21 protein-coding genes and 1 tRNA gene are annotated in these 17921 nt (G+C 54.3%); 14 read left to right on the top strand and 8 right to left on the bottom strand.

Annotation, left to right across the window (positions count from 1 at the left end):
- Nucleotides 1–5: 5 nt before the first annotated feature.
- The 10 genes from hisS to ilvA all read left to right on the top strand — a co-directional run bounded on the left by hisS (nucleotide 6) and on the right by ilvA (nucleotide 9120).
- The gene (hisS, locus tag OO713_RS04955; RefSeq protein WP_264785002.1) at nucleotides 6–1184 is read left to right on the top strand and encodes a histidine--tRNA ligase; all 1179 of its coding nucleotides are present in this window, start codon (nucleotides 6–8) and stop codon (nucleotides 1182–1184) included.
- Between the two features lie 82 nt (nucleotides 1185–1266).
- Nucleotides 1267–2553 carry a phosphopyruvate hydratase gene (gene eno, locus OO713_RS04950; protein ID WP_264785001.1) on the top strand — a complete coding sequence of 429 codons (1287 nt, stop codon included), beginning with the start codon at nucleotides 1267–1269 and terminating at the stop codon, nucleotides 2551–2553.
- Nucleotides 2554–2618: 65 nt separating this feature from the next.
- The gene (locus tag OO713_RS04945; protein ID WP_264785000.1) at nucleotides 2619–3122 is read left to right on the top strand and encodes a septum formation initiator family protein; all 504 of its coding nucleotides are present in this window, start codon (nucleotides 2619–2621) and stop codon (nucleotides 3120–3122) included.
- Nucleotides 3119–3601: a DUF501 domain-containing protein gene (locus tag OO713_RS04940; protein ID WP_264784999.1), complete on the top strand. Its 483-nt coding sequence runs from the start codon at nucleotides 3119–3121 to the stop codon at nucleotides 3599–3601. Before OO713_RS04945 ends, OO713_RS04940 begins: the two co-directional genes overlap by 4 nt.
- The gene (locus OO713_RS04935; protein ID WP_264784998.1) at nucleotides 3592–4770 is read left to right on the top strand and encodes a S8 family serine peptidase; all 1179 of its coding nucleotides are present in this window, start codon (nucleotides 3592–3594) and stop codon (nucleotides 4768–4770) included. The genes OO713_RS04940 and OO713_RS04935 overlap by 10 nt, the downstream gene beginning before the upstream one ends.
- Before the next feature lie 25 nt (nucleotides 4771–4795).
- Nucleotides 4796–6181: an FAD-dependent oxidoreductase gene (locus tag OO713_RS04930; protein WP_264784997.1), complete on the top strand. Its 1386-nt coding sequence runs from the start codon at nucleotides 4796–4798 to the stop codon at nucleotides 6179–6181.
- Nucleotides 6182–6220: 39 nt separating this feature from the next.
- Nucleotides 6221–6293 (top strand) — tRNA-Leu (locus OO713_RS04925).
- A 76-nt stretch (nucleotides 6294–6369) separates the two neighbouring features.
- Nucleotides 6370–6936, top strand: a complete 567-nt coding sequence (locus OO713_RS04920; RefSeq protein WP_264784996.1) for a LemA family protein — start codon at nucleotides 6370–6372, stop codon at nucleotides 6934–6936.
- Between the two features lie 9 nt (nucleotides 6937–6945).
- Complete coding sequence (locus OO713_RS04915; protein ID WP_264784995.1) at nucleotides 6946–7845, top strand: M48 family metalloprotease; 900 nt, start codon at nucleotides 6946–6948, stop codon at nucleotides 7843–7845.
- Nucleotides 7846–7887: 42 nt separating this feature from the next.
- On the top strand, nucleotides 7888–9120 hold the full coding sequence (ilvA, locus tag OO713_RS04910; RefSeq protein WP_264784994.1) for a threonine ammonia-lyase: 1233 nt from the start codon (nucleotides 7888–7890) through the stop codon (nucleotides 9118–9120).
- Here the strand turns inward: ilvA and greA are convergent.
- Nucleotides 9117–9623, bottom strand: a complete 507-nt coding sequence (gene greA, locus OO713_RS04905) for a transcription elongation factor GreA (protein ID WP_264784993.1) — start codon at nucleotides 9621–9623, stop codon at nucleotides 9117–9119. The genes ilvA and greA overlap by 4 nt on opposite strands.
- Nucleotides 9624–9676: 53 nt before the next feature.
- Nucleotides 9677–10060: a DUF4307 domain-containing protein gene (locus OO713_RS04900; RefSeq protein WP_264784992.1), complete on the bottom strand. Its 384-nt coding sequence runs from the start codon at nucleotides 10058–10060 to the stop codon at nucleotides 9677–9679.
- On the opposite strand from OO713_RS04900, the gene OO713_RS04895 reads away from it, so the two are divergent.
- A complete protein-coding gene (locus OO713_RS04895; protein ID WP_264784991.1) occupies nucleotides 10052–10393 on the top strand; it encodes a hypothetical protein in 342 nt (113 codons plus the stop codon). The two genes, OO713_RS04900 and OO713_RS04895, sit on opposite strands and share 9 nt — an antisense overlap.
- Here OO713_RS04895 and OO713_RS04890 read toward each other — a convergent pair.
- Nucleotides 10350–11069 (bottom strand): hemolysin III family protein, encoded by a 720-nt coding sequence (locus tag OO713_RS04890; protein ID WP_264784990.1) that lies wholly within the window; start codon nucleotides 11067–11069, stop codon nucleotides 10350–10352. The two genes, OO713_RS04895 and OO713_RS04890, sit on opposite strands and share 44 nt — an antisense overlap.
- A gap of 46 nt (nucleotides 11070–11115) precedes the next feature.
- Between OO713_RS04890 and OO713_RS04885 the strand changes: the two genes are divergently transcribed.
- From OO713_RS04885 to OO713_RS04875, 3 genes are all read left to right on the top strand, one after another.
- Nucleotides 11116–11877, top strand: a complete 762-nt coding sequence (locus OO713_RS04885; protein WP_264784989.1) for an isoprenyl transferase — start codon at nucleotides 11116–11118, stop codon at nucleotides 11875–11877.
- Between the two features lie 147 nt (nucleotides 11878–12024).
- The gene (locus tag OO713_RS04880) at nucleotides 12025–13317 is read left to right on the top strand and encodes a PhoH family protein (protein WP_264786445.1); all 1293 of its coding nucleotides are present in this window, start codon (nucleotides 12025–12027) and stop codon (nucleotides 13315–13317) included.
- A 49-nt stretch (nucleotides 13318–13366) separates the two neighbouring features.
- Entirely contained in the window at nucleotides 13367–13846 is a 480-nt protein-coding gene (locus OO713_RS04875; RefSeq protein WP_264784988.1) for a prepilin peptidase, read from the top strand.
- Here OO713_RS04875 and OO713_RS04870 read toward each other — a convergent pair.
- From OO713_RS04870 to xseA, 5 genes are read right to left on the bottom strand one after another with little or no spacing between them, the layout of a single operon-like run.
- Nucleotides 13840–15228: a class II fumarate hydratase gene (locus OO713_RS04870; protein ID WP_264784986.1), complete on the bottom strand. Its 1389-nt coding sequence runs from the start codon at nucleotides 15226–15228 to the stop codon at nucleotides 13840–13842. The two genes, OO713_RS04875 and OO713_RS04870, sit on opposite strands and share 7 nt — an antisense overlap.
- Nucleotides 15229–15250: 22 nt before the next feature.
- Entirely contained in the window at nucleotides 15251–15868 is a 618-nt protein-coding gene (locus OO713_RS04865) for a carbonic anhydrase (protein WP_264784985.1), read from the bottom strand.
- A gap of 7 nt (nucleotides 15869–15875) precedes the next feature.
- The gene (locus OO713_RS04860; protein WP_264784984.1) at nucleotides 15876–16430 is read right to left on the bottom strand and encodes a DUF4245 domain-containing protein; all 555 of its coding nucleotides are present in this window, start codon (nucleotides 16428–16430) and stop codon (nucleotides 15876–15878) included.
- The gene (locus OO713_RS04855; RefSeq protein WP_264784983.1) at nucleotides 16430–16633 is read right to left on the bottom strand and encodes an exodeoxyribonuclease VII small subunit; all 204 of its coding nucleotides are present in this window, start codon (nucleotides 16631–16633) and stop codon (nucleotides 16430–16432) included. The genes OO713_RS04860 and OO713_RS04855 overlap by 1 nt, the downstream gene beginning before the upstream one ends.
- Nucleotides 16633–17865, bottom strand: a complete 1233-nt coding sequence (gene xseA, locus OO713_RS04850) for an exodeoxyribonuclease VII large subunit (RefSeq protein ID WP_264784982.1) — start codon at nucleotides 17863–17865, stop codon at nucleotides 16633–16635. The genes OO713_RS04855 and xseA overlap by 1 nt, the downstream gene beginning before the upstream one ends.
- Nucleotides 17866–17921: the final 56 nt, after the last annotated feature.

Genomic DNA, 17921 nt, shown 5'->3' with positions numbered 1-17921 from the left:
GCCCAATGGCCCAGCAAATAAATGCCCCGCGTGGAATGCGTGACTTTCTCCCAGTCGAGAAGGCGAAGCGCGAAAGGCTGATTCAGCTGGCCAAAGAGCAGTACCTGGCGCGTGGTTTTCAAGAGATCGAGACTCCGATTTTGGAGGATCTCACAAGATTGCAATCCGGCCAGGGTGGCGATAACGAGAAGCTGGTATTCAAGGTTCAAAAGCGCGGCGAGGAGTACGCACAGGCTCTCCAAGATGGCACCGAGCTGGCCGACCTTGGTTTGAGATTTGACCTGACCGTGCCACTGACCCGTTACTACGCCTCCAACCAGGGCAAACTTCCAAGAGTTCTGAAGGCGATTCAAACCGGTCCGGTTTTCCGTGCCGAGCGCCCACAAAAGGGTCGCTACCGCCAGTTCATCCAGTGCGATATCGACATCATCGGTGATGATTCGATGCTTGCGGAGTTTGAGCTTGTTTCCGCATCTTTGGCGGCACTGAAGGCAATGGGTGTAAAGGGTGCAAAGATTCGAGTAAATCACCGCGAGCTTCTAACTCAATCAATTGCACAGCTCGGAGTTTCAAGCTCAGATGCTCTGAGCGCCATGATTTCAATTGACAAGCTCGACAAAATCGGAATCGAAGGCGTAACTGCAGAGCTGGGTGAGAAGTTCGGTGCAGAGGTTGCGCTAAACGCGACAAACTGGCTTTCGGGTCTTGCAGAGCTTGAGATTCCCGAGGCTCTAAAGCCACTCTTTGATGCCTTCTCGAGTTCGCTGCGTTACGACCCAACCTTAGTTAGAGGTATGGGTTACTACACCGGAACCATCTTCGAAATCGAGCACCCTGACAGCAGCTCATCAATTGGCGGTGGCGGCCGCTACGACGGGATGGTTGGAAAGTGGCTCGGCACAGATGTTCCGGCTGTTGGGATATCGCTGGGTATTGAACGAATCGTTGATTTGGTGTCTTCGCCTCAGGAGCAGACTCCAGGTCTTGTGCTCTTGGTGGCTGAGGATCAGTCAATCGAGCAGGCGCTTTCGATGCAGCAGAGTCTTATCTCGAGCTGGCGAGTGAGGCTTGATCGAAAGCCCAAAAATGTCAAGGCGCTGCTGAGCGAGCTAGCGGAACAGGGATTTAGCCACTTCGCATTTTTGTCAGATTCTGGCGAGCTTGATATCAAGCCAATTGCCTAAGTCACTAGACTCTTAGCCGAATACAGCGAAGTTTTCCGCCCCACTTATGGGCAATCAAAATCCATCAATCGAGGAGATTCCTTTGTCAATCATTACTGCAGTCGGAGCAAGAGAGATCCTTGACTCCCGTGGCAACCCAACCATCGAGGTTGAGGTCCTACTTTCTGACGACAGCTTCGGTCGTGCAGCTGTTCCATCGGGCGCATCTACCGGTGCGTTTGAGGCTCACGAGTCCCGTGATGGCGACAAGTCCCGTTACCTAGGCAAGGGTGTGCAGCACGCCGTCAAGGCAGTAGTTGAGACCATCGATGAGGCTTTGGTTGACTTTGATTCCACCGACCAGCGCCTGGTTGACGCAGCGCTAATCGCGCTCGATGGGACCGACAACAAGAAGAAGCTCGGCGCAAACGCAATCCTTGGCGTCTCCCTGGCAAACGCTCGCGCTGCAGCCGAGAGCGTGAACCTGCCGCTATACCGCTACCTGGGTGGTTCAAACGCACACGTGCTTCCAGTGCCACTAATGAACATCATCAACGGTGGTGCTCACGCTGACACCGGCGTTGACATTCAGGAGTTCATGATTGTCCCTCACGGTGCAGAGAGCTTCTCCGAGGCAATTCGCTGGGGTGTTGAGGTTTACCACTCGCTAAAGAAGCTACTCTCCGAGAAGGGCTTGGCAACAGGTCTGGGTGACGAGGGTGGTTTTGCCCCAGATCTACCAAACAACGCTGCGGCACTGGAGCTAATCTCCGAGGCAATCGCAAATGCCGGATACAAGCTTGGCAGCGAAATTGCCTTGGCTCTAGATGTTGCATCCACCGAATTCTTTGACGAGAAGACCGGCAAGTACACCTTTGAGGGTGTGGAGCGCTCCTCTGACGACATGATTGCCTACTACGCGGATCTGCTGGCCCGCTTCCCACTGGTCTCCATCGAGGACCCACTAGCCGAGGATGACTGGGCCGGTTGGACCAAGATCACCGCAGAGCTTGGAAGCAAGGTCCAGTTGGTTGGAGATGACCTATACGTCACCAACCCAGAGCGACTTCAGAAGGGTATTGACCTTCAGGCTGGAAATGCGATTTTGGTGAAGGTCAACCAGATCGGAACCCTAACCGAGACCATGGATGCTGTATCGCTAGCTCAGCGCCACGGCATGAAGGCAATCATCTCTCACCGCTCCGGTGAGACCGAGGACACCTTCATCGCTGATCTCGCTGTTGCAACCAACGCCGGTCAGATCAAGACTGGTGCTCCAGCTCGTTCCGAGCGAGTTGCCAAGTACAACCAGCTTCTACGAATCGAAGAGGAGCTAGCCGACGCTGCGGTATACGCAGGTCGCGGTGCCTTCCCTCGCTTCCAGGGCTAATAATTCGCTGAGTGCCCGAGTGGGGTTATTGCCTCACTCGGGCTTTCTCTTAAACTGAAGCTCTTATGCCGCAAAAACCATCTCAGCCAAAGGTGCCAGTTGCCCTGTCCCAGGGCAAGTTACTTGCGCGCATGCTAAAGCTGAACAGCGTTTCGGTTAGCGTGATCTTGGTTATTGTGCTCGGCACTTTCTTAGTCTCGCAGGATGTTCAGACCTATTTGGATCAGCGCAGACAAATCACCGAGATGGAACAGTCCATCAAGTTGGCCGAGCAGGCGGTTGCCGATATGCAGGCTGAGCGCGACCGCTGGCAAGATCCGGTTTACATTCGTGCTCAGGCGCGTGATCGGCTCTACTACGTCTTGCCAGGTGAGGTCTCCTATCTCGTAATGAACTCGGATGGAATGGACTTCTCGGATACTTCCGGAACCCTGGGGTCGGTTCTTGCCAAAAAGCGCAATGCCGATGAAATTTCTCTTGAGGCAAAAGCTGCGAGAGAGAACTGGGTGGACTCTATTGTTGAATCCGTGCTGCGCTCCGCGCTTGATACCGGGGTGAGTGAAGAGTGAGCGTCTCTCAAGAAGACATTGCAGAGGTAAGTCGACAGCTAGGTAGACCCGCTCGAGATATTTTGGACATCGCCGCTCGCTGCGTATGTGGGCGTGCCCTGGTTGTGAAGACCAAACCAAGACTTGGAAATGGCACTCCGTTTCCAACCCTTTACTACCTGACTCAGCCAGCGGCAACCGCAGCGGTTTCGACGCTTGAGGCCTCTGGCGTGATGGCTCGTTACCAACAGCTGCTTATCGAAGATGCTGAGGTTGCGGCTCAGTATCAAAAAGCCCACGACGGCTACCTAGCCGAGCGCGAAGCAATTGAAGAGGTCGAAGAAATCAAGGATTTTTCGGCCGGAGGCATGCCAACCCGAGTGAAGTGCCTGCATGCCCTTGTCGGTCACTCACTGGCAAAAGGTCCTGGGGTGAACCCAATCGGGGACCTTGCGCTCAGTGAACTTGAGTGGTCTCCCAGTAGGTGTCAGTGCGTTTAGTTGCGGCTTTGGTCGCTCTAACCAGCACGCTTTCTCCCGCTGATCAGTGGTGGTTGGATGCCTACGGATTTAGTTCAATCTCTCAAACCGGCAAGGGCGTCTCAGTTGCGGTGATAGACACCGGTATCGATGACACTCATCCAGATCTGATCGGCACAGTAGTTGGCGGTCGCGATTTCTCGGGGCTAGGCGCCCCCGATGGCACTGCACCGGTCGGACCCGCCAGTTATCACGGCACAATGGTTGCCTCTTTGATTGCCGGGCAAGGCAGTCCCGGTGCGGGGGTAAGGGGAGTTGCGCCAGCTGCGCAGCTACTCTCGCTAAGTGTTGGGGCGGGGGTTAGCGGTGCAGACACTGATACTCAAATCTCTCAGGCAGTCATATGGGCAGTTGATCAAGGTGCCGACGTGATTAACATTTCGCTATCCAGAGACTCCAGAACCTGGCCCAAGAGCTGGGATCGCGCCTTTAGCTATGCCTTTGAAAAGGATGTTGTGATTGTTGCCGCGAGCGGCAACAAAGTGGGTGAGGCTTCAAAGCCAAGTGCTCCAGCGACTATGCCTGGAGTGGTTGCAGTTGGCGGTCTATCAAAGACTGGCGAGGGCGCCTTGCAGGCAACCACCACCGGTATTTCATTGGCCGTTACAGCGCCTGCAGAGGAACTCTGGGGGAGTTATCCGAACGGCGGTGTCAGAGAGTGGTCTGGCTCCTCGGCAGCTGCACCGCTGGTGACGGGATTGCTGGCGCTGATGATCGAAGCCGACCCTCAGGCCTCAGCAAATGACTTGATTCAACGACTATTGGGTACTGCAAATGATCTGGGGCAACCTGGTTTTGATGCGATCTACGGGTTTGGAGCGATTGATCCCATTGAGGCGGTAGCCTCCACCTTGACCGCAGAGCAGAACCCGCTGGGTTCATTGAGTGAGTGGGTAAAGCTCTACAGGCCGGGTTCATTAGAGGAGCAGGGTGAGCTTTTAACCCCGGAGCAATCCCTTGAGCTGAACCCCTATCCCGAGGCCCAGATAAGCGCTAGTCAAAATACGGACTTATCGGTCTCTAATGATGTTGCCTGGTGGTTGAATCCGATACTCTATTGGGTGTTAGCCCCCTTTGCACCGTTGCTTTGGTTCGTATTGCGACTGAAGCGTCGCAGGGACCAGAGCTAAATAAACGAGAAGGTATTACTCGAGCATGAGCGAAGTGACCAAGTCCCGCACCCCAAAAGCAATCGCTGAAGAGATCTTGAACCCCAAGGCACAGCAGCGCATTTTGATCATTGGTGGTGGATATGCAGGTTTCTACACCGCCTGGAAGCTCGAGAAGCTGCTGGGTAAGAATGAGGCCGAGGTCACCTTGGTCGACCCACTGCCTTACATGACCTACCAGCCATTTTTACCTGAGGTTGCTGCCGGTCACATCGAGGCCCGCCACGTCGTGGTCTCACACCGTCAGCACCTGAAGAAGACCAAGCTCATTTCTGGTCGCATGACCAAGGTCAACCACAAGCTTCGCAAGGCCACCGTTCAGATCGAGGGTGGCAAGCCAATCACTTTGGAATACGACCAAATCGTGATGACCGCAGGTGCTGTGACCCGAACCTTCCCAATCAAGGGCATTGCCGAAGAGGCAATTGGTATGAAGACCATCGAAGAGGCGGTAGAGGTAAGAAACCGCCTGATCGGTAACTTTGAGCGTGCCGCAGCATTGCCTGCAGGTCCTGCTCGTGATCGCCTGCTGACCTTCGTGGTTGTTGGTGGCGGTTTTGCTGGAATTGAGACTTTTGCAGAGCTTCGCTCCACCGCGACCTACCTACTGCGTCACTACCCAGAGATCAAGTTCGAGGACGTCAAGTTCCATCTGATCGAGGCGATGGGTCGCATCATGCCTGAGGTTTCACTGAAGACCGCAGAGTGGGTCGTGGCAAACCTCGACAAGCGCGGAGCTAAGATCCACCTGAACACTCAGCTCGAATCTGCTGATGGCGGTGTTTGCAAGCTCTCCTCCGGTGAGAGCTTCGCTTCTGATTTGATCATCTGGACCGCAGGTGTTGCAGCTGCTCCAGTTGCCAAGAACTGCGACTTCCCGCTTGACGCTAGGTTCCGCATCAACGCGAACGCCAAGCTGCAGATCGTTGACGGGGACAAGGTTTACGAGGGCGCCTGGACAGCGGGAGATGTGTCTGCCGTTCCTGACCTCTCTGGCGGTGGCGTTGGTGGCTACTGTGTACCAAACGCTCAGCACGCGGTTCGTCAGGCGAAGCTGCTTGCCAAGAACATCGTTGCCTCAATCCGTGGCGAAGAGATTCGTGAGTACTTCCACAAGAACCTAGGAGCTGTTGCGGGTCTAGGTATCGGAGTTGGAGCATTCCAGTCCGGCAAGATCGGTATTACCGGTTTTGTAGCCTGGATCATGCACCGCGGTTATCACGGTTTGGCCATGCCAACTTGGGAGCGCAAGATCCGCGTCGTATCTGGTTGGGTATGGAACTTTATCCTCGGTCGCGATTTGGTTTCTCTTGAGCCAGTTCGTAACCCACGATTATTCTTCTCAACCTGGGCCACTAAACCCGGTAAGTAAAGCTTGCCGAAGGCCCGGGATTCCCGGGCCTTTTGCATTGCCCCGATAGCCCAATGGCAGAGGCAGACGACTTAAAATCGTCACAGTGTGGGTTCGAGTCCCACTCGGGGCACAAAATTCTGCTAGCTCACGCCCAGCAAATTGCCAGTCAGGGTTCATAATGTTGAGTGGTTCAAGCTAGGAGCGCAATGGAAGTCTTTTGGATCGTACTCGCGGTAGTCGCCATCGTTGGCATTTACCTATGGGTCACCTACAACTCTTTGGTCACACTGAAGGTGCGCGTCGATGAAGCCTGGAGCGATATCACTATCCAGCTCAAGCGCCGAGCTGACCTAATCCCGAACCTGATCGAGACCGTGCGTGGCTATGCCACTCACGAAAGAGAAGTTTTTGAGAATGTGACCAAGGCCAGGGCGGCCACCGTTTCTCCCGAGGCGCTAGCTCACCCGGCCATGGCAGCCGAGGCCGAGGGCATGCTCCAGGGAGCCCTGAAGAGCCTGTTCGCAGTCTCAGAGGCGTATCCTCAGCTGGTCGCCTCTCAGAACTTTTTGGAGCTGCAGCGGGAGCTAACTGACACCGAAGACAAGATCATGGCTTCGCGCCGGTTCTTCAATGGTGGCGTGCGCGAGCTAAACACCAAGATTCAGCAGTTCCCAAACAACGTGTTTGCCAAGAACCTTGGCTTCTCAGAGCGCGAATTCTTCGAGGTTGAGAACCCAGCCGCAATTCAAGAGCCACCACAGGTCAAGTTCTAGGAGAGCTTTGTGTATTCGGCGATAGCCGCGAATAAGCGCAATACCTTCATAATCATCGGCGGCTTCGTGCTGCTCCTGGGTGCACTGGCCTACTGGTGGGGCGAGGCCTCCGGCAATGGTTCGAGTGCGCTGTGGATTATCTTGTTCGTCTTTGGCTATGCGCTGTTTCAATACTTTGCCGCCGCATCAATGGCTATCGCCATGAGCGGTGCCTATCCAATTCAAAAGGCCGACAATCCCCGGCTCTGGAACATTGTTGAAAACCTCAGTATTTCTCAGGGCCTGCCTATGCCCAAGGTTTACATCATCAATGACCCAGCCCCAAATGCGTTTGCCACCGGGCGAGACCCAAAACACGCAGTGGTCGCTGCCACCACCGGTTTGTTGGACATCATGAATGACAATGAGCTCGAGGGTGTCATGGCTCACGAGCTCGGTCACGTGAAGAACTACGACATTCGAGTTTCAACCATTGTCTTTGGATTGGTTTCCGCAGTTGGTATCTTGGCTGATTTTGCAATGCGCATGGCCTGGTTCTCCGGTATGGGTGGTTCGAACGATCGCAATTCCAACAACGGCCAAATTCAGGCGTTCATGATTTTGATTGGCGTTGTTGGTTGGATCGTGGCGGCTCTAATTGGCCCACTGGTTTCGGCCGCAGTATCGCGCCAGCGCGAGTACCTTGCGGATGCCTCTGGTGCTGAGATGACGAGATACCCACAGGGTCTCGCATCCGCTCTTCAGAAGCTTGGTGAATACGGTCGACCAATGCGCAAGGTGAACTCTTCAATGGCTCACATGTACATCAACGATCCGATCAAGCCGGGGTTTGTAGAGCGAGCTTTCTCAACTCACCCACCAATCCCAAAGCGCATTGAGCGCCTCAGCAAGATTGGCACCAGCTTCTAAATCACTAGACTTTGACTCATTCGAAGTTCTAAGGTCCCTGAGATGTCAAACAAGCTACCCACTCTCGATGATTTTTACGCGACCTTAGAAAACGTGCGCGGCATTGCCCTGAAGACCCCAATGCTTCCAAGCCATTGGCTGTCAGAGCAGACCGGGCAAGACATTTGGTTCAAGTGTGAAAACCTCCAGCGCACCGGTGCCTACAAAATTCGCGGCGCTTACAACATGATCTCCGGTCTCACCGAGGAGGAGAAAAAGCGCGGTGTAGTTGCGGCATCTGCTGGTAACCACGCACAGGGTGTTGCCCTGGCTGCCAAGCAGCTCGGCATCAAGGCCACCATCTTCATGCCGGTCGGCGCATCGCTCCCGAAATACCAGGCGACTTTGGGCTACGGCGCAGAAGTGGTGCTAACCGGAGCCATCTTTGACGAGACCTTGGCAGCTGCCAAGGAATTCACCGCAAAGACCGGTGCAGTGTTTGTCCCACCTTTTGATCACCCAGAGATCATCAAAGGTCAGGGCACGGTTGCTCTTGAGATCATGGAGCAGCTTCCCGAGGTTGACAACATCGTGGTTTGCCTCGGAGGCGGTGGTCTGAGTGCCGGTGTCGCCCTGGCTGCAAAACTGAAGGCTAAGGTCCTGGGCAAAAAGATCAAGGTCTATGCGGTGCAGGCCGAGGCCGCTGCGGCTTACCCAGTCTCGCTAAAGGCTGGGAAGCCGGTCGATATCAAAGTTCAGCCCACCATCGCAGATGGAATCGCGGTTGCACGTCCTGGCAAGTTGCCATTTGAGATCATCAGTGAATACGTCGACAAGGTCGTGACCGTCACCGAGGACGAAATTGCCAAGGCCATGGTTGCCGTCATGGAGCGTTCCAAGCTGGTGGTTGAAGCCGGCGGTGTGGTTGGAGCTGCTGCGGTAATCGCCGGCAAGCTCAAGCTCAAGGGAACAACAGCAATCATTCTCTCGGGTGGCAATATCGATCCGCTTTTGTTGCAGCGCGTTATCCGCCACGGCCTAGCCGCCTCTGATCGCTACACAAACATTTCAGTGATGTTGCCGGACCGTCCGGGTCAGCTAGTGAGGACAGCTGAGGCTGTGGCAGCGGCTCAGGCAAACGTGGTTGAGGTGCTGCACACCCGTCACGGCAATGGCTTGCAGATTTCTGAGGTCGAGCTAAACCTCTCGGTTGAGACCCGGGGTAAAGAGCACCGCGAAGAACTTATGAAGTCGCTTAAGGATGCCGGTCTGAGACCGAAGCTTCACGAAGACTAAAACTCGAACTCGCGTAGGCCCGTAATTTCAACGGTAATCGCCTTGCCGTTTGGAGCGGTGTAGCTAACGGATTCGCCAACCTTTTTGCCCATGACCTGCTTACCAATCGGGGAGTCAGGGGAGTAGACGTCGAGATCGCCGTCTTCAATTGCCTCCTCGTGCTTTGTACCCTCAAAGATTTCGTGAGAGCCAAGGAAAAACTCAGTGTCTCTGCCGTTTAGCTTGCAGTGCACCATCAACCCCTGCTTCACGATGCCATCTGATGCATCGGCAGCGCCAATTGTGGCAGTTGCCAACATCTCCTCAAGTCGGTTGATGCGGGCCTCAATCTTGCCCTGCTCTTCCTTGGCAGCGTGATAGCCACCGTTCTCCTTCAGGTCACCCTCTTCGCGGGCGTCTTGAATGCGCTTGGCAATCTCTACTCGGCCGACGGTAATCAGTTGCTCAAGCTCGTCCTTGAGCCTGTCGTAGGCGGCCTGAGTTAGCAGCATTGAGTCAGTCATAAGCACTTCCGGGAATTGAAAATGCTCGCCACTAGCGAGCAATGTTGAAAATACTAACGCAGACGACACTCATCGACCAGACCGGTTACGGCCTGCTCGGTGGTGTTGAGGGTCACTGTGTGTCTGAGAGTCATAAATTCACTTGATTCGAACTCAAACTCTTTCCAGCCGACAACCGCAAACTGGTTGTTTAGAGCCTGTACCGAGCAAACCAGGGTCCGGTCAGTTGGCTTTGTGATCTCTATGTCCACCTCTAACCGGTAGTCGCCCACAACCCGGTACCCAACATCTTCGTAGCTGAACTGTTGATTGTTACCTAGGGCGAAGTACGCGGTTCCAAGAACGAGAGCAGTGATCCCGGCCGCCCCAAAAATGCGCAATCGTTTAGGGTTCGACTGCTTCACTCCATAGCGGGTAGAAAGAATCTCTTGGTTCACGGTATAAGGCTAATTGCTGGTGAGATACTTATCGGCATGGATTTCCTGCTTTACACCCTCTTGGCTGCAACCACAACGCCGACCCCAGTTCCGGATGACACCTATAACTCTCCCGGCACCGTTGGCTTTTTGGTGACTTTCGCAGTCGCAGGCATTGCAGTCTTTCTGATTTTTGACATGAACCGAAGGGTTCGATCTACCCGCTATCGCGCAGAGGTGAGAGAGAAATTGGCTCAGGAAGAGCTAGAGAATCTCACGGTAGAAAAGCCAGAGCGCCCAGCGCCGCCAGCTAAACCGAACCGAGCGAACCAGGAGCCGGATCAAGCCCAATAATCAGGGCTGCGACCCAGTGGCAGAAAAATGCTGCCACGGTTAGCGCGTGGAAGATCTCATGGAAGCCAAAGTGCTTTGGTGATGGATTCGGCCGCTTCAGACCGTAGATGACTGCTCCGATTGAGTAGAACAACCCACCCACCATGACCAGGGTCATCATCACCCAGTTCACGTTGAAGAAGTCGACGATGAACAACATCGCAATCCAACCCAGTGCTAGATAAATAGGCACGTAGAGCCAACGTGGTGCATTGATCCAAAAGACCCTGAAAAAGATGCCTAGCAAGGCGATTGACCAAACCAGCACCAACAGCATTGAACCCTTATCAGCGTTGAGAGCCGAGACGCTGATCGGAGTGTAGGTACCGGCGATTAGCAAAAAGATGTTGGCGTGATCGATGCGCTTTAGAAGCTTCTTAGTGAACGGCTTCCAGCGAAACCGGTGGTAGAGGGCAGAGTTACCAAACAGAAGTAGCGAGCTAACGAAATAGACCGCAGCCGCCGTCTTTGCAGCCCAGCCCTCGGAGAACACGATCAGCAGTACCCCAGCTACCACCACAAAAGGCAGCACTCCCGTGTGGATCCATCCTCGCCAGCTCGGGCGCTCGTCCTCTTGCGGTTGGCCCTTCAGTTCAGATAGTGGTACGTGAAGCGGATCGGGGGATTCGAGGGTCATTTTTCAACCCTAAACCACATGCTTGAATAGCGACTAAATTTATGCCGTGCGCAATCTTGTCTATCGGATTTACGAATCGATGCTGGAGCGTGACCTCGAGCCAAGTAACTTGCCAAAACACATTGGTGTCATGGTCGATGGCAATCGCCGCTGGGCGCAGCTGCAGGGCTTTGACAAGGTTGGCCATGGCCATGCCGCCGGTGCCAAGAAAATCGTTGATTTTCTGACCTGGTGCTCTGAGCTCGGTATTGAGCACACCACTATTTACCTTCTGTCAACAGACAACTTGGTTGGTCGTTCGAGTGATGAGCTCAAAGATTTGATCGACATCATTGTCAAGCTTGCCGAGGAGCTCGTCGAACTTGGTCGCTGGAAGCTCAAGGTTGTTGGTGATACCGCGCAGCTTCCTTATGAGGCCGCACAAAGACTCTCCGTGATCGAGGAGAAGACCAAGAACAACCCGATGCCGCATGTCAATCTTGCGATCGCCTACGGTGGGCGCAAGGAGATCTCAGATGCCATGAGGTCCATCTTGAAATCGCATGCCGCTAAGGGTCTATCGATCGATGAGTTGGCAGAGCATCTAACCCCAGAACTAATCACTGAGCATCTCTACACAACGGGTCAGCCTGACCCAGACCTACTGATCAGAACCTCGGGGGAGCAGCGACTGAGCGGCTTCCTGCTATGGCAAAGCGCTAACAGCGAGTTCTACTTTGCAGAGGCACTCTGGCCAGATTTCAGGCGGGTTGATTTTCTTCGAGCAATGCGCGATTTTCAGCGTCGTCATCGACGCTTTGGAAGCTGAATTATTAACGATTGGTATAGCGGCGTGTCACGCGAGAAAAACGGTAAATCCCAGGCGTAGATTCTGGCTAAGTTCCCAGGCAAAGGAGAACCGGTGGCCGCTACCGCTAACTCAAGAAAGACCAAGCAAGACTCTTCCTCTGAGGCGGTGACGCGAGCCAAAACTTCGATTCGAACCTTCGTATTGGACACCTCGGTTCTTCTCTCTGACCCACGTGCTCTTTTCAGGTTTGCAGAGCATGAAGTGGTTCTTCCGATCGTTGTAATTAACGAGCTCGAGAAGAAGAGAAACGATCCAGAGATTGGTTACTTTGCTCGCAAGGCGCTTCGATTTTTGGACGACCTAAGGCAAAAGCACGAACGCTTGGACTTCCCCGTTGAAGTGGGCGAAGGCGGGACGCTCAGGGTTGAGCTAAATCACATCGATCAGAGTATCCTGCCCACCGGCTTCCAGCTGGGTGACAACGACTCCCGAATCCTCGCAGTTGCAGCCAATCTCAAGGCCGAGGGTTTTGATGTGACAGTCGTCTCGAAAGACCTTCCCATGCGCGTAAAGGCTGCTTCGATCGGTATGCGGGCCGAGGAATATCTCCACGAGTTGGCAACCGATGAGTGGAACGGAATTTCCGAGCTAGCGCTATCTGGAGACGAGATGGCAAATCTTTACGACCAGGAGGAGATCTCACATCCAGAGGCGAAGACTCTGCCAGTCAACACCGGTCTTGTAATCTCCTCAGAGCGCGGGAGTGCACTAGGTAGGGTCACGGAAAATCGAACGGTGCGCTTGGTTCGCGGTGATCGCGAAGTATTCGGGGTTCACGGCAGATCCGCTGAGCAAAGACTTGCGATTGACGCACTCTTGGACCCAGAGATTGGCATAGTTTCGCTTGGCGGCAGGGCGGGCACCGGTAAGAGTGCTTTAGCGCTGTGCGCAGCCTTAGAGGCCGTGCTGGAGCGTCGCCAGCACAAGAAGATCATGGTGTTCCGTCCGCTGTATGCGGTGGGTGGTCAAGAGCTTGGCTATCTTCCTGGCACTGAAGCCGAAAAGATGAACCCTTGGGCCCAGGCTGTATTTGACACCCTCGGGGCATTAGTTTCCAAAGAGGTAATCGATGAAGTTCTCGCGAGAGGCATTCTCGAGGTTTTACCACTTACTCACATTCGCGGTCGCTCGTTACATGACACCTTCGTGATTGTCGATGAGGCACAGTCCCTGGAGCGCAATGTGCTTCTAACCATGCTCTCTCGAATTGGTCAAAAGTCCAGGGTCGTCCTAACTCACGACGTTGCTCAGCGCGACAACCTGAGGGTTGGTCGACACGATGGAATTGCCTCGGTGGTGGAGACATTGAAGGGCCAGTCTCTGTTCAGTCACATCACTCTGACCAGGAGTGAGCGAAGCGAAATCGCTGCCCTAGTAACCGATCTGCTGGACTACTAGCTGGGGATAAGCAAAAGCGTAGTTACTCGACTCGGCCTAATTTGAGGTTGTGATTGAGTTCTTTCCGCTGTTGGTGCCGATTGGCTATTTAGCCCTAGTGTCATTCAAGCTTTCCAGCATCGATTTTCAGGAACATCGCCTACCCAACCACTACACGCTGAGGCTGTTTTTGCTGGCAACTCCTGCAGTCTTCATCACCGCCACGCTCGCTTGGGATTGGCAGCGGCTAACTACGGCCTGGCTCATAGCGCTCATCACTGCCGGCCTGGGGCTACTGCTAGCCATTGGGGGTGGATTCGGCATGGGGGACGTAAAGCTGCTGGTTTCTCTGAACCTGATCCTCGGCTACCTGTCACCTTGGCTGGTCCTGATCAGCAACCTGACCTCGGTTTTCACGGCAGCGCTAGCGGGCCTTTCAAATCTGCTGCTCAGAAAATCGAAGGTGAAAGACAGCATCGCCTTCGGACCCTTTTTGATAGCCAGCTTCTTCCTAGCCATCTTTTTTGGCATGTTCTCCAGGGTTTACTGAGGAGGGCGAGTCATCGGGTAGACATCGAGGGCTTTGTCTAGCTGCTCCATGGTCAACTTATCGCCGTCTACATAGCCAAGTTCAATAGTTGCCTCGCGAACCGTGATGCCCTTTTGGACCGAGTGCTTTGCGATCTTCGCTGCACTCTCGTAGCCGATGAATTTGTTTAGCGGGGTGACGATCGACGGGCTGGACTCAGCCAGCGCCTTGGCACGATCAACGTTGACCTCTAGACCCTTGACAGTCTTATCGGCGAGGACGCGCATCGAATTGGCAAGCAGGCGGATTGATTCCAGAAGGGCGTTACCCATAACTGGGATCGCCACGTTTAGTTCGAAGTTTCCAGAGGCGCCCGCCCAGGTCACGGTCGCATCGTTGCCGATAACACGAGCGCAAACCATAAGCACAGCCTCAGGAATTACAGGGTTTACCTTGCCGGGCATAATCGACGAACCTGGCTGCAGGTCTGGGATGTTTAGCTCGGCCAGACCGGTGTTTGGGCCCGATCCCATCCAACGCAGGTCGTTGTTGATCTTTGTAAGGCTTACCGCAATCACCTTTAGAGCACCAGATGCCTCAACCAGGGCATCGCGAGCACCCTGTGCCTCAAAGTGGTCACGAGCCTCCGTTATTGGCAGGCCAGTCTCCTTTGCAAGCAGGCTGATTACCTCCTGTGGGAAGCCCTTGGGGGTGTTGATTCCGGTTCCGGTTGCAGTTCCACCCTGTGGCACCTCGGCAACACGTCCCAAACAGGCGTTTACGCGTTCGATTCCATAGCGGATCTGAGCGGCATAACCGGCAAATTCCTGACCAAAGGTCACAGGGGTTGCGTCCATGAGGTGGGTGCGACCTGGCTTGACATAGTCCTTCCAGGCACTGGCCTTTTGCTCCAGGTCCTTAGCCAGATAGTCCAGGGCGGGGAGTAGATCGTTCACCAAGGCATTAGTAACGGCAACGTGAACCGAGGTCGGGAACACGTCGTTCGAGGACTGAGATGCGTTTACGTGGTCATTTGGGTGAACGTCTTTGCCGAGCTTTGCGGTGGCTAGCGTTGCCAGCACCTCGTTCATGTTCATGTTTGAGCTGGTTCCAGAACCAGTCTGGAAAACGTCCACTGGGAAGTGCTCGTGGTGCTGACCACCGATTACTTCGTCGGCGCTCGCAACAATCGAGTCCGCAATTTCCTGAGCCAAGATGCCAAGCTTTGCGTTGGTCATGGCGGCGGCCTTCTTGATGCGGGCCAGGGCAATGATGTGCTCGCGCTCTAGGCCGGATCCACTGATCGGGAAGTTCTCGACAGCACGCTGGGTCTGGGCGCGGTATAGCGCGTTGATTGGGACTCGAACCTCACCCATGGTGTCGTGCTCGATGCGATACTCCATTGTGTCTCCTGCTTATCCTTTGCTAAATCTGACCGTGAGTGAGGATTGCGTGAACCTCACCGAGCTCAAGCTTGTAATTGGCTCCGACCACAGCAAGTTTGCCATCTTTTACGGCATCAGAAATTACTTTTGATCGCTCTAGAAGTTCGGTGATCGTGTCTCTAACGTGCCTATCGGTGATCTCATCAATGCTGGTTTCGCCGACCTCCAAGGATCGCTGCACCGTTGGCATAATTCGATCCACCAGGTTATGAATGAATTCACCCTGAACGGACAAGGTCCCCTCTGCGGCATTCATGGTTGAGCGAATCGCTCCGCACTCGTCGTGAGCAAGCACCAGAATCAGTGGGACTTTGAGAACTTCAACCGCGAACTCCAATGAACCCAAAATCGTTTCGGCAATGACCTGGCCGGCATTCCTAACCACGAACAAATCACCTAGGCCGACATCGAAGATCATCTCTGCCGCAAGCCGGGAGTCGGAGCAACCGAACAGCGCGGCAAAAGGCTTTTGCCGGTTGGCAATCGCAAGCCTGACGTCTGCATCCTGTCTGGGGTGAGCCGGTGTGCCGGCTACGAAGTTGGCATTGCCCGATTCCAAAACTTGCCAGGCTTCCCGGGCAGTTTGCGGTCTGGGCATTGCGCTCCTAATCGAGTTCTGCGGTGATGGCCTTGGCTAGGGTTTCAAACTGCTCTGGCTCCGCCGTTCCATAGATTACAACCGCAGACGTTTCAAACTTGTGAACCATGGCGTAATGCTTGGTGCCGCGGGGGGATTGCGGGTTCAAAGTTGGCCATATTTCCCAGGTCTTACCGTCAATCACCGTGGTGCCATCTTGCCAGTTGCCCTGCAGGGTCAATGCGAGCCAAGATGGGTTTGATTCAAACGCTTGGGACATGCCGATGAACTGGTTGTCCTCGGTCACAAAACCTACATACCAAGAGTCAACATCAAGCTCTTTTTCAAGCCTCGCGGCATTTGACCACCAGTCCTGGGGGATCTCAGGCGCGATTGCATTCAAACCAAGTGATTCGCTCGCTTGCTGCGCTATCTGGTTGTAGTCGACTTCTGCGATTCGGTTTGAGTCGTCTCTGGGAACCCCGAGAACGATCAGCACAACCAAGCCAACCGTAACCAGCAGCGAGTAGATCAGGTTTCTGACGGTTTGTTTGGCTCTGTGCTGCGCCGCGCTGTCGCTCACTAGTTCTGGTCCTTCTGCGCTGCCTCAAGCTTCTTGCGCGCTCCCGCCAAGAATCCCTCGCAGTGCTTGGCCAATGCCTCGCCGCGCTCCCACAGGGCCATGGAGGCCTCTAGGCTGACGTTCTGCTGCTCGAGTTCGGCAACAACCTTTTGCAGCTCGTCACGAGCTTGTTCGTAGCTGAGATCCTTGATTTCCTTTGACATCACAGTTCCTTAACCTGATTCACGGTTGATTGAATTTCTTGAGCTTGAGTGCGGATGACGATTCCCTGACCTGACTTTGCCTTGGTCAAAACCTTGCCCTTTTCGTCTGTCACGACGGCGTAGCCACGACTGAGCGTTAGCTGGGGAGAAAGTGAATGTGCCCGCAGAGAAAGCTGTTCTATTTCATGCTTGGCACGCTCTAGCCGGAAATCCGCAATCTCGCGAATTCTGCGCTTGAGTAGCCCAAGCTGCTCTGCTTGCGCGTCCACAAAACCGTATGGTGACGCCAACACCGGCCTAGATCTGATTGAGATTAGGAATTGTTCTTGAACAGTGACAATGGAGTCCAGGCGCTGTCGCAGTCTTGCCAGGGCAACCTGAAGGTTGCGACGCTCCTCCTGAACATCAGGAACCACGCGCTTGGCAGCATCCGTGGGTGTGGAAGCGCGAAGGTCGGCCACTAGGTCTATTAGTGGCTGGTCATTCTCATGGCCAATCGCAGAGACAAACGGAGTCTTACAAGCTGCAACCGCCCTGACCAATCGCTCATCGCTGAATGGGAGTAGGTCTTGGAAGCTACCGCCACCTCGGGCCATGATGATGACATCAACCTCAGGCATAGCATCGAGGGTCTCCAGCGCAAATAAGAGTTCACCAACCGCCTTATCTCCCTGAACATGAGAGTGAATGACCTCGAACTGCACCTCAGGCCAACGAAGTTTGGCATTTTGAAGTACATCCTTTTCGGCATCCGAGTTTGCCCCCGTAATCAGACCAACGCGGTTTGGCAAAAATGGCAGCGGCTGCTTGCGCTCCGGAGCGGTTAGCCCCTCGCTAATGATTTGCTGCTTCAGTCGTTCCAAGCGCTCGAGCAGCTCACCGAGGCCGACCTTGTGCATCGCCAGGATGCGCATAGTGAGCTTGCCGTTTTTAGCCCAGAACTGCGGCTGCAACAGTGCTACAACTCGATCGCCCTGCTTCAACCCAACCTCTATTTGAGCCCCGGATTGGTTGAAGGAGTGAATTTCAATGGCTGCCTCAACGTCAAGATCTCGGATTGAGGCAAAAATCCCGGAAGGGCGTTCTTGGAAAGATTGAAGTTCACCCTCAACCCAGACCCGACCTAGCTTTTCGATCCAGTCTTTGAGTGATTTAGAGAGCTGAGAGACCTGCCAGGGGGAATGTTCGGTAGAAACTTTTGATTGATTCTCTACGGCTTCGCTTGTATCCAAGAGGAGTCTCCTAGCGTGGCTTCGTAGAATGAACGGGTGAGTCCTATCAACAATAA

Origin of the sequence: Aquiluna sp. KACHI24, assembly GCF_025997915.1 — a bacterium.
Lineage (GTDB): Bacteria > Actinomycetota > Actinomycetes > Actinomycetales > Microbacteriaceae > Aquiluna.
The sequence above is the reverse complement of the archived record's forward strand: the minus strand, read 5'-3'. Positions and strand labels throughout refer to the sequence as shown.

Coding starts and splice junctions, on each gene's coding strand:
- OO713_RS04945 (WP_264785000.1), top strand. CDS start 2,619: ATGCCGCAAAAACCATCTCAGCCAAAGGTGCCAGTTGCCCTGTCCCAG.
- ilvA (WP_264784994.1), top strand. CDS start 7,888: ATGTCAAACAAGCTACCCACTCTCGATGATTTTTACGCGACCTTAGAA.
- OO713_RS04930 (WP_264784997.1), top strand. CDS start 4,796: ATGAGCGAAGTGACCAAGTCCCGCACCCCAAAAGCAATCGCTGAAGAG.
- OO713_RS04855 (WP_264784983.1), bottom strand. CDS start 16,633: ATGTCAAAGGAAATCAAGGATCTCAGCTACGAACAAGCTCGTGACGAG.
- OO713_RS04890 (WP_264784990.1), bottom strand. CDS start 11,069: ATGACCCTCGAATCCCCCGATCCGCTTCACGTACCACTATCTGAACTG.
- hisS (WP_264785002.1), top strand. CDS start 6: ATGGCCCAGCAAATAAATGCCCCGCGTGGAATGCGTGACTTTCTCCCA.
- OO713_RS04865 (WP_264784985.1), bottom strand. CDS start 15,868: ATGCCCAGACCGCAAACTGCCCGGGAAGCCTGGCAAGTTTTGGAATCG.
- OO713_RS04920 (WP_264784996.1), top strand. CDS start 6,370: ATGGAAGTCTTTTGGATCGTACTCGCGGTAGTCGCCATCGTTGGCATT.
- OO713_RS04870 (WP_264784986.1), bottom strand. CDS start 15,228: ATGGAGTATCGCATCGAGCACGACACCATGGGTGAGGTTCGAGTCCCA.
- greA (WP_264784993.1), bottom strand. CDS start 9,623: ATGACTGACTCAATGCTGCTAACTCAGGCCGCCTACGACAGGCTCAAG.